This window comes from Streptomyces sp. NPDC007162 (assembly GCF_040634175.1).
In the GTDB taxonomy this organism is placed as follows: Bacteria; Actinomycetota; Actinomycetes; order Streptomycetales; family Streptomycetaceae; genus Streptomyces.
Genome location: NZ_JBEYFC010000349.1, coordinates 1 through 9879, shown reverse-complemented (window position 1 = coordinate 9879; position 9879 = coordinate 1). Strand labels below are relative to the sequence as shown.

Genomic DNA, 9879 nt, shown 5'->3' with positions numbered 1-9879 from the left:
CCGCTCTTCCGTTCTGACGGGGGCGTGACCTTCAAGGTCACGCCCCCGTCCCGTCTGTCGTGGCGCCGCTAAGCGGCCTCGGCGTCCAGTTCGAACCACACCGACTTGCCGACCTCGTGCGCCTGCACGCCCCACGCGTCCGCGAGGGAGTCCACCAGCACCATGCCCCGGCCGTGGGTGCCGTCCCCGGTGTCCGGGGCACACACCCGGGGCCTGCGGGCCACGAAGTCCCGGACCTCCACCCGTAGCTGGCCCGGCTCCACGACGGCCGTCAGCACCGCCTCACGGTCGGTGTGGACGAGCGCGTTGGTGACCAGTTCGCTGGTGAGCAGTTCGGCGATCTCGGAGCGGCCGGGCCGCCCCCAGTGCCGCAGCAGTTCCCTCAGTTCCCTGCGTGCCTCGGGCACCGCCCGCAGGTCCGACCGTCCCAGCCGCCGCCTGAGCTGCGACGGGTGTCCCCGTTCCGTCGTGTCGGTCTCTTCCCCCGCCGTCTGCGCCGAGGAGGCCCCGATGGCCACGGGACCACCCCCTCGTGCCTGACTGTTCATGACCCCCGCCCGCACGCTGTTTCCGGTTCCCCTCCTGATCGAACAGGTTCACGGGGATCCATGCCCGCTCGGGCACGCGCCAGTCATGTCACGTCGATGACGACCGGGTGTTCGGCCATGTCCCGGATCAGCCCCCGCGCGTACGCCGCCGCCAGGACCGTCCCGTACGCGCCAACGGTGCCGTGGACCCGGCGTGAATCAGCCCCTCGCACAACCCCACGAGCTGATTCACGCGGTCCACGGCACCGGAGAACCTGGCCGAAACCTGACCTTCCGCCTACTTGTTCCCGAGGCCCTTGGTGCCGATGTTGACGATCTTGTGGGTGTCGCGGGTCATGTCGACGACCAGCTTCGTGGTGGTGTTGCGGCTCCAGGTGAGCGTGATGACGGCCTCCGTGTACTTCCTGGTGCCGGTCTCCGTGACCTTCCACTTGAGCGGGGTGTTCTGGGCGCGCAGCACCCCGTCCGCGTGCTCGCGCTCCTCCCAGGCCCGCAGCTTCTTCAGGTAGGTCGGGGCGATGTAGTAGGCCCGCAGCGCGGTGGGCAGCTTGCCGCTGCCGTCCAGGTCGCTCTCGGCGTCGATGTAGGCGCCGTAGAAGTCGGAGATGCGGGTGATGTTGTCGGACGGGTTGCCGCTCACGCTGCGCGGGGCGCCGGCCGAGGCCTGGGCGGTGGCGCCGAGGCCGAGGGCCACGGCGAGGACGCCGGCGGTGAGGACGGCGCGGGTCTTGCTGCTCATGTCTGTTCCCCGTTTTCTGGGTCTTCTGGGTCTTCTGGGTCTTCTGTTTTCTGGGGTTGGCCGTGGGTCAGTGGAGCTTGTGCACGGCCGTGGTGGTGGTCTTCTTGAACGCCTTCACCGGCGCGTCCACGAAGCCGCCGAGCTGTCCCCAGTCCACGACGGTGACGGTGCGCCCCTCCCGGCCGATGGCGATCAGCCGGATGTCACTGGTGCCCCAGGCGGTGATGGTGCGCAGGGCGTAGACATGGGCGCCGTCCCCGACCGGCAGGGTGCCGTGGTCCTGGAACGTGGCACTCATCTGCGGGTCCGCCATCTCGATCCGGTCCGCGCAGGACACGATGTCCTCGTCGAGCTTCGCGAACCGGCCCTTCGCCAGGCGGACGCTGGGCAGTTCGGCGCTGACCTGACGGGCGCTCGTGTCGAGGTCGGTCCGGAACTTCCGGTACCAGGAGTCCTGGCCGCCGCCGAGCCCGACGCCGATGCAGATGTCCTCCTTGACCTCCTCCGGAATGCCGGCGGTGACCTTGCCGGCCGTCCAGGACGTGCCGGCCCGCGCCGGCAGGTCGGCCGCCGTGAGGAAGCCGGGCGCCTTGGGTGCGGCCGCCGCGGGAGCGGCGAGCGCGGTGCCGACGGCGAGTGCGGCGCCGGCGAGTGCGGTGAGCGCGCCTGCTCGGGTGCGCTTGGGCATGGGTGATCCCCCGTGGGTCGGTGCATGGGTATGGGCTGTCGCCGACGCGGCCGACTGGTCGGTCCGGCCCTGCTCGGTGCGACACCAAGAGCATCGGCCGTCCCGGGCGGCGACCGCAACGGCGGGCGCCCGTTTCCCCGCCCTGGAACCATCCCAGCCCTGTTGACGTGCAGGTACATGAGTGCCTGGGATGGCGATGACCGGGGGAAGGTGCCCGTGCGCGAGGATGTGGACGACGTCGGGGAGTTCGCGGCGCTGCTGCGGCAGTTGAAGGGCCGTACGAACCGGAGCTACGGCTCGCTGGCCCGCAGGCTGGACATGAACACCTCCACCCTGCACCGCTACTGCGCGGGCGAGGCGGTGCCGCTGGACTTCGCCCCGGTGGAGCGGTTGGCGGCATTCTGCGGAGCGACACCCCGGGAACGCCTCGAACTCCACGAACGCTGGCTGCGAGCGGTGACGGCCCGCCAGCGCCCGCGCGGCACGGCCGACGAACATCCGCCCGCGGCACCCGCCCGGCGAGCGCGCCCGGAGGCCGGGCCAGGACCGGCGGCCGGATCCCCGGCGGAGCCGAAGACTGCCCCGGGAACCGAACTCGGGACGGAGACAACAGCGAAGCGCCCGCCGGAGGCCGCAGCGGGCCCCTCAGCGGAAGGCGGGGCGGCGGCCCCCTTGGCGGAGACCGAGCCGGGGTCCGGGGCGGTGCCGGTGGTTGTGGGAGGTGTCGAGGGGGCGGCCGGCGGTTCGCGGCGCTGGTACCGGCGGCGTCGCACCCTGGTCGCCGCCGCCGTGGCGACCGTCCTGTTGTCGACGGTGGGCACGCTGGCCGCGCTCCCGGACGACCGGCCGCCCGCCGACGCCGCCGCCCGGCACCCCGGTTCCGCCGCCCCCACGACCTCCGCCGGCGAGACCGGGCGCCCCGAGGCCAGCGCGTCCGCCGGTCCGTCCCCCGGCCGCACGTCCGCCGCCGCTGCGTCGCCGTCCCGCACGCCGGGCGGCGCACGGCCCTCCCCGTCCGCCTCGGGCGGAACCACACCCTCCGCTCCGAGCGGCGCGACCGGCGTCCCGCTCACCTGGACCGCGAACTCCCAGCTGTGGGAGCTGGGCTGCGACCACGACTACGTCATCGACAAGCAACCGGCGCAGGTCCCGCCGCCGCCCGCCCCGCAGGACGCCGGCACCTGGGCGGCCACCCAGAACGCGGTGCACGGCGGCGACACCATCGTGGAGGTCTCGGTGCAGGGCCGCTCGTCGACGGCCGTGGTCCTGGAAGGCCTGCGGGTACGGGTCGTCGGCCGGACGGCACCCGCCCCCGGCATCGCCTACTCCATGGCCGACGGCTGCGGCGGCGGCCTCACCCCGCGCTACTTCGACGTGAACCTGGACAAGGACCGCCCGATCGCCCGGCCCGTGGCCGGCGAGGGCCCGGACGGGAAGACCGTCTCCACCATGCACCTGCCCTACCGGGTCTCCGTCACCGACCCGGAGGTGCTGCGGGTGCAGGCGAGCACCGTCGGCTGCGACTGCCGCTGGTACCTCGAACTCGACTGGTCCTCACAGGGCCGCTCGGGCACGGTCCGGGTCGACGACCACGGGCAGCCGTTCCGCACCAGCTCCATCAAGGGCCTGCCGCACTACTGGTACGGCTTCGTGGACGGGGTCCGCCAGTGGGTGCCGACCGGCGACTGAGTCACGGGCCTACGGCCGCGGCACGTTGCGGAGGTTGGAGCGGGCCATCTGGACCATCCGGCCCACGCCTCCGTCCAGGACCATCTTGGACGCGGAGAGCGCGAAGCCGGTGACCATGTCGGCCCTGATCTTCGGCGGGATGGAGAGCGCGTTGGGGTCGGTGACGACGTCGACCAGGGCCGGCCCCTTGTGCTTGAACGCGTCCTTGAGGGCGCCCGCGAGCTGCCTGGGCTTCTCCACCCGCACCCCGTAGGCGCCGCAGGCCTGGGCGACGGCGGCGAAGTCGGGGTTGATGTTGTGGGTGCCGTGCGCGGGCAGGCCCGCGACCAGCATCTCCAACTCGACCATGCTGAGCGAGGAGTTGTTGAAGAGGACGACCTTGACCGGCAGGTCGTACTGGACCAGGGTCAGGAAGTCGCCCATCAGCATGCTGAATCCGCCGTCCCCGGACATCGACACCACCTGCCGCCGCCGGTCGGTGAACTGGGCACCGATCGCCATCGGCAGCGCGTTGGCCATCGAGCCGTGCGAGAACGAACCGATCACACGGCGGCGGCCGTTGGGCGAGATGTAACGGGCGGCCCAGACGTTGCACATCCCGGTGTCCACGGTGAACACCGCGTCGTCGTCGGCGAGTTCGTCGAGGACCGAGGCCACGTACTCCGGATGGATCGGGACGTGCTTCTCGACCTTCCTGGTGTACGCCTTCACCACCCCCTCCAGCGCGTCGGCGTGCTTCTTGAGCATCCGGTCGAGGAACCGGCGGTTCTCCTTGGCCCGTACGCGCGGCACGAGACACCGCAGGGTCTCCCGTACGTCGCCCCACACCGCCAGGTCGAGGCGGGAGCGCCGGCCCAGTACCTCGGGGCGCACGTCGACCTGGACGATCTGCACGTCGTCGGGGAGGAAGGCGTTGTAGGGGAAGTCGGTGCCGAGCAGGATCAGCAGGTCGCACTCGTGGGTGGCCTCGTAGGCGGCGCCGTAGCCGAGCAGCCCGCTCATGCCGACGTCGTACGGGTTGTCGTACTGGATGTGCTCCTTGCCGCGCAGGGCGTGGCCCACCGGGGACTTGAGCTTCTCCGCGAGTTCCATGACCTCCGCGTGCGCGCCCGCCGTGCCGCTGCCGCAGAACAGGGTGACCTTGTCCGCCGCGTCGATCATCCGGACCAGCTCGTCCAGTTCGTCGTCGCCGGGCCGGACGGTGGGCCGCGAGGTGACGAGGGCGGCCGAGGCGGACTGCTCCGGGGCGGGCTGGTCGGCGATGTCACCGGGCAGGCTCACCACGCTCACCCCGCTGCGGCCGACCGCGTGCTGGATGGCGGTCTGGAGCAGCCGGGGCATCTGCTTCGGGCTGGAGATCAGCTCGCTGTAGTGGCTGCACTCCTGGAAGAGCCGGTCGGGGTGGGTCTCCTGGAAGTAGCCGAGGCCGATCTCGCTGGACGGGATGTGGGAGGCGAGGGCGAGCACCGGGGCCATCGAACGGTGCGCGTCGTACAGTCCGTTGATGAGGTGCAGGTTGCCGGGGCCGCAGGAGCCGGCGCAGGCCGCGAGGGTGCCGGTGATCTGGGCCTCGGCGCCGGCCGCGAAGGCGGCGGTCTCCTCGTGGCGGACGTGGATCCAGTCGATGGCGGAGTTGCGCCGGACGGCGTCGACGACCGGGTTGAGGCTGTCGCCGACGACGCCGTAGAGGCGGCGCACCCCGGCGCGGACGAGGATGTCGACGAACTGCTCGGCGACGTTCTGCTTGGCCATGGCGGTCGGGCACCCTTCGGCTCCGCGGATCTCCGGTACTCCCCCGGCGATGCCCTTCCATGTATCCACAACGGCCGCGCTCACGCCTCCCAGACGGCCGCCGCCGTACGGTCGTCGGCGTAGCCCTTGACCCGCACCTGGGCGTCCGCGAGGAACGCGGCGAGGCCCGGCGGGGTGCGACCGGACCAGCGTCGGGCCAGGTAGGCGCAGAGGGCGGGCTCCCCGCGCAGCGGCTCCGCGAGGCCGCCCGTGCACATCACGAGGGCGTCACCCGGGCGGGCTACCGAGGCCCGGAAGAGGAAGGGGTCGCGGGGCGGCTCGGGGGCCGGTTCGTAGGGGCTCGGCGGGGTGGGGATGCCGAGGTCCATGGTGAGCCGGTCGCCCGCGGGGGTCTCGGAGGGCGGCGAGCCGAAGCCGAGTACGGGCTCGCCGGGGGCGTCGGCGTCGGTCCGCGGTTCGATGTCCTGCCACTCGCCGTCCCGGAGCCGGAACAGCCCGCCGTCGCCGACGCCGAAGAAGACGCGGGTACGGCACTGGGGGTGGCCGGGGATGAGCAGGCAGCGCAGGCTGGCCGCGTACTCCTCGGCGGCGACGCCCTGTTCGGCGGCGCTGGCGCGGAGTCTGCCGAGGCTGCGGTCGGTGAGCCGGTGCAGTCCGGACTTGAGGTCGCCGCGGCGGGCGGCCTGGATGTCCTCGGTGAGCCGCTGGTGGCTGCGGCCCACCGCCCGGGCGATCAGCTCGCACACCTGGGCGGCGGCCCGGTGCGCGCCGGGGGTGGCCCGGGCGCCGGTGGCCATCGCGACGAGGATCAGGGCCTGGTCGCCGGACCCGAACCGGGCGGTGAGCAGGGCGTCGCGGCGCGGCTCGCCCCGGTACCGGGCGGAGTCACCGCGCTGGGAGACGGCCCGCAGCGTGGAGGCGCCGTACCGGGCACCGTCCAGCACGGTGTCGGCCACCAGATCGCCGAGGCCGTCCGGATCGGCGACGGGCATCGCGGTGGGCTCCGCGTCATAGGTGGGCGGCCCGGAACCGACGTACTCGACGGAGGAGGCAGGGGCGGGGGCGGCGAGGGGTGACGACGGGGCGGGGACAGCGGGCGGCGAAGCCGGTGCCGCGGCCCGCGAATCGTCCGGGGTGATCGGCGACGGGGCAGCCGCGGCGTAAGGCGCCGAGTAGGGCGGCTCTGAAGGGCGGATGGGCGGCTGAGCCCGGGGCGGGGGCGGTGGGTCGGCCGGGGCGGTTCCTGGTGGGAACGGGGTGGAGGGCGGGGTGTCGTCGTCCGCGTCCAGCGGATCCTGGTCCTCCTCGTCCCACGGCCAGGGTGCCGGAGCGGCCGGCAGGCCCCCGTCGGCGCCGCGCCCATCAGGGGCGGCCACAGGACGGTCGGGCGCAGGCCGGTCGGGCGCGTCAGGAGCCGGCGGACGTCGCGTGGGCGTCTCGGGTGCGGCCCCGCGCTGGGGCGGCACGGTCGGCGGAGGCGGGCCGGGCAGGTCCGGAGCCGCGCCGCCGCCCCCTCGTCCTCCCACCGTCTTCTTCGCCGAGTCGAAGCGGTCGTCCAGGGAGTCGGGTGCGGCCGTGGGTCCGGTGTCCTCCGTGAAGTCGTCGTACAACTGCCCCCACCAGTCGTCCTCGTGACGGGTGGGCCTACCCCCTGGCTGGCTCATGCCCCCAATTGTCCACCGCACGGCCCCGATGAAAACGGGGCATCCGGAAAAATCCCGCACCCGGCCCGATCTCGAACGGCGTGTCGAGGGACATCCTGAACACGCGTGCGGGAAAAGGGAGTCCCGGACACGCGGGAGACTCAGAGCAGGTCGACGAGCGGTACGGCGTCCGCCAGGGCGCGCATTCCGGCGTCGTTGAAGTGCAGGTGGTCGCCGGGGTCGTAGGCCGGCCGGATGCGTGCGGGCCGCTGCGGATCACGTACGACGGCGTCGAAGTCGACGTACGCGTCGAAGACCTGCCCGCTGCGGATCAGCGAGTTGACCCGCTGCCGTACCGACTCCCCCGCCCCGGTGTACTCCCCGTACCCGGCGTACGGCGTGAGGGTCGCGCCCACCACCCGGATCCCCCGCGCGTGGGCGCGGGCGACGATGGTCCGGTAGGCGCGCACGAAGTCGGCGGGATCGGTGGCCGCCGGGGTGCCCTTGATGTCGTTGATGCCTTCGAGGACGACCAGGGTCCTGACCCCGGCGCGGGCCAGCGCGTCCGCGTCCAGGCGGCGCAGGGCCGCGGGACCGCCGGTGCTGTCGGTGAGCAGCCGGTTCCCGGAGATCCCGGCGTTGAGGACGCCGATCCGGTAGGGCCGCAGCCGCTCGGCGAGCCGGTCGGGCCAGCGGTGGTTGGCGCCGAAGCCGGACCCGTTGCCGTCGGTGAGGGAGTCGCCGAGGGCGGCCACACTGCCGAGGGTCACCCCGCGGACGTCGACCCCGGTGACGTAGTACCAGTTCCCGGTGGTGCGGGTGTAGCCGTCGCCGTCCTCGTCGGCGGCCCGCCCGGCCCCCTGCACGGCGATGTAGCCGGTCTGGAGGGCGACCCGGTGGTACGTGGCGGGCCCGGAGTTCCCCGGGGTCTCGACGCTGACCAGCAGATCCGCACCGGCCGGCACCGCGAGGGGCACCGGATCACTGACCAGGTCCTGCCCGGCGGGTACGACGGCGGTACCGGCGCCGTCGAAGGTGGCGACGCGCATCGACCCGGGTACGGCGTCCGGCCCCGTGCCCTGCCGCCGGGCGACGGTGACCGCGCCGAGCCGCAGGGGTGCGCTGCCGAGCCGGTTGCTGATCCGGACACGTACGGCCGCGCCCCCGACGCTGAGGTGGACGACGTTGCGGAACGCGGCGCCGGGCACGGCCGGGACGGTACCGGAGGGCGCGGCCTCCCAGCTCCCGGTCCAGAGCGAGGGCGCGGGATCGGCGCCGGCCCGCGCCGCCGTGCCCAGCACCGCCAGCAGCGCCGCCGCGAGGACCCGACCGACCTTGCCCATCCGCACGTCCGCCCTTCCGAAGGTCCACTGGAGGGGAAGGTGACACACGGAGCGTGGACCGGGCGGCAACTCGACCGTGGGTGCACCCGGTTGGCGGAGTGTGAGGCGGCGACGGCCGTCGGCGGTCGTCCTGCCCACGGTCAGTCACGCCTGTCACACCCCACGCGGCGGAGCCGCGGACCGGTACAGCCGCGCGCCCCTGACGGGGTGTTGCCCGGCGAAGCGGCCGCGGCGAGGGTCCCCCGGCCCCGCCCCTACCCGGCCGCCACCGCCCCCTCCAGCGTGAGCAGCCGCACCTTGCGGTCAAGTCCCCCCGCGTACCCGGTCATCGAGCCGTTCGCCCCGATCACCCGGTGGCAGGGCCGCACGATCAGCAGCGGGTTGGCCCCGATCGCGCCGCCGACCGCCCGGACCGCCATCCTGGCCGCGCCGACCCGCGCGGCGATCTCCCCGTACGTCGTCGTCGCCCCGTAGGGGACGTCGTCGAGCGCCGCCCACACCCGCTCCCGGAAATCGGTGCCACGCGCCCGCAACTCCAGGTGGAATTCCTTGAGTTCACCGGCGAAGTAGGCGGCGAGCTGTTCCCCGGCCGCCGTGAAGGGGCCGGGATCCGCCAGCCATCCCGGTTCGACGCTCCGGCCGCCCTTCTGCCCGGGCACGGACAGGGAGGTCAACGCCCCGTCCGCGTCGGCGGTCAGCAGCAGCTCGCCGACGGGCGAAGCGATCCGGGTCCAGTAGGTGCCGCCCATCAGTTCCTCGACTCTCCTTGTGCGAGCAGGTGCCGGACGGCGTACGACCGCCACGGCCGCCACCCGTCCGGTACGTCCAGGTCCGGCGGGGTGACGTCCGGGTCACCGAGCGCGCGGACGCGGATCGCGGCGACGACCGCAGGACCGATGCCGGGCAGGGCCCGCAGCGCCGCCTCCGTGGCGTCCCGGTCGGCGCCCGGGTCGAGCCGTACAGTGCCGTCCGCGAGCGCGGCGGCGAGCGTGCCGAGCGCACCGGCCGGCTCGGCCTCGGCGAGCACGGCGGGGTCCGGGAAGAGGTGGGTGAGGCTCCCGGAGGGGGCGTCCAGCGTCTTGCCGTACCGCTGGACCAGTCGTTCCGCGGCGGCGGGCGCGACCAGGGTCCGCAGGGCGGCCTCGGCCGGGTCCGCGGCGCCTGGTGACCGCAGCCCGGGCCGGGCGGCGACCAGCGGAGCGAGCCGTGGGTCGGCGGCCAGCCGCTCGTCGACGGCGTACGGATCGGCGTCGAGATCGAACAGCCGGCGCAGCCGCTGTACGGCGGTGGTCAGGTCCCGGGGGTCGGTGAGGCGGAGCCGGGCGTCGAGCCAGCCGCCGGGGTGGGCACCGGTCGCCGCGGCCCTGCCGCCGGTCCGTTCCTCGACGGCGACGACCGCATGGCCGTAGGGCAGTCGCAGGGTACGGCGGTAGGTGCGCGTGCCCGGGGTGCCGGTGACCTCCTCCACGCCGGGTAC

The 9879-nt window shown here is 73.7% G+C and carries 9 protein-coding genes; 1 reads left to right on the top strand and 8 read right to left on the bottom strand.

The features are described 5' to 3' along the window. Positions 1–68: 68 nt before the first annotated feature. The 3 genes from ABZ646_RS31670 to ABZ646_RS31660 all read right to left on the bottom strand — a co-directional run bounded on the left by ABZ646_RS31670 (position 69) and on the right by ABZ646_RS31660 (position 1975). The gene (locus ABZ646_RS31670; protein ID WP_360526416.1) at positions 69–518 is read right to left on the bottom strand and encodes an ATP-binding protein; all 450 of its coding nucleotides are present in this window, start codon (positions 516–518) and stop codon (positions 69–71) included. A gap of 307 nt (positions 519–825) precedes the next feature. Beyond that, on the bottom strand, positions 826–1287 hold the full coding sequence (locus ABZ646_RS31665) for a hypothetical protein (RefSeq protein WP_360526414.1): 462 nt from the start codon (positions 1285–1287) through the stop codon (positions 826–828). 67 nt (positions 1288–1354) lie between these two features. Continuing rightward, positions 1355–1975, bottom strand: coding sequence for a hypothetical protein (locus ABZ646_RS31660; protein ID WP_360526411.1), 621 nt, complete (start codon positions 1973–1975; stop codon positions 1355–1357). A gap of 177 nt (positions 1976–2152) precedes the next feature. On the opposite strand from ABZ646_RS31660, the gene ABZ646_RS31655 reads away from it, so the two are divergent. Then, positions 2153–3664, top strand: a complete 1512-nt coding sequence (locus ABZ646_RS31655; RefSeq protein ID WP_360526408.1) for a helix-turn-helix domain-containing protein — start codon at positions 2153–2155, stop codon at positions 3662–3664. A gap of 9 nt (positions 3665–3673) precedes the next feature. On the opposite strand, the gene ABZ646_RS31650 is transcribed toward ABZ646_RS31655, so the two are convergent. The 5 genes from ABZ646_RS31650 to ABZ646_RS31630 form a co-directional block, all read right to left on the bottom strand. Beyond that, entirely contained in the window at positions 3674–5416 is a 1743-nt protein-coding gene (locus ABZ646_RS31650; RefSeq protein WP_360526405.1) for a pyruvate dehydrogenase, read from the bottom strand. Between the two features lie 80 nt (positions 5417–5496). Then, the gene (locus ABZ646_RS31645; protein ID WP_360526402.1) at positions 5497–7080 is read right to left on the bottom strand and encodes a protein phosphatase 2C domain-containing protein; all 1584 of its coding nucleotides are present in this window, start codon (positions 7078–7080) and stop codon (positions 5497–5499) included. A gap of 140 nt (positions 7081–7220) precedes the next feature. Further along, complete coding sequence (locus ABZ646_RS31640) at positions 7221–8402, bottom strand: SGNH/GDSL hydrolase family protein (protein WP_360526399.1); 1182 nt, start codon at positions 8400–8402, stop codon at positions 7221–7223. Between the two features lie 254 nt (positions 8403–8656). Then, on the bottom strand, positions 8657–9151 hold the full coding sequence (locus tag ABZ646_RS31635; protein ID WP_360526396.1) for a methylated-DNA--[protein]-cysteine S-methyltransferase: 495 nt from the start codon (positions 9149–9151) through the stop codon (positions 8657–8659). Further along, a partial coding sequence (locus ABZ646_RS31630) for an AlkA N-terminal domain-containing protein (protein WP_360526393.1) occupies positions 9151–9879 on the bottom strand: 729 nt, incomplete at its 5' end. The genes ABZ646_RS31630 and ABZ646_RS31635, both read right to left, overlap by 1 nt.

Bases quoted from the DNA above. Each gene is read 5' to 3' on its own strand.
- ABZ646_RS31660 (WP_360526411.1), bottom strand. From the start codon at position 1,975: ATGCCCAAGCGCACCCGAGCAGGCGCGCTCACCGCACTCGCCGGCGCC.
- ABZ646_RS31640 (WP_360526399.1), bottom strand. From the start codon at position 8,402: ATGGGCAAGGTCGGTCGGGTCCTCGCGGCGGCGCTGCTGGCGGTGCTG.
- ABZ646_RS31650 (WP_360526405.1), bottom strand. From the start codon at position 5,416: ATGGCCAAGCAGAACGTCGCCGAGCAGTTCGTCGACATCCTCGTCCGC.
- ABZ646_RS31665 (WP_360526414.1), bottom strand. From the start codon at position 1,287: ATGAGCAGCAAGACCCGCGCCGTCCTCACCGCCGGCGTCCTCGCCGTG.
- ABZ646_RS31635 (WP_360526396.1), bottom strand. From the start codon at position 9,151: ATGGGCGGCACCTACTGGACCCGGATCGCTTCGCCCGTCGGCGAGCTG.
- ABZ646_RS31655 (WP_360526408.1), top strand. From the start codon at position 2,153: ATGAGTGCCTGGGATGGCGATGACCGGGGGAAGGTGCCCGTGCGCGAG.
- ABZ646_RS31645 (WP_360526402.1), bottom strand. From the start codon at position 7,080: ATGAGCCAGCCAGGGGGTAGGCCCACCCGTCACGAGGACGACTGGTGG.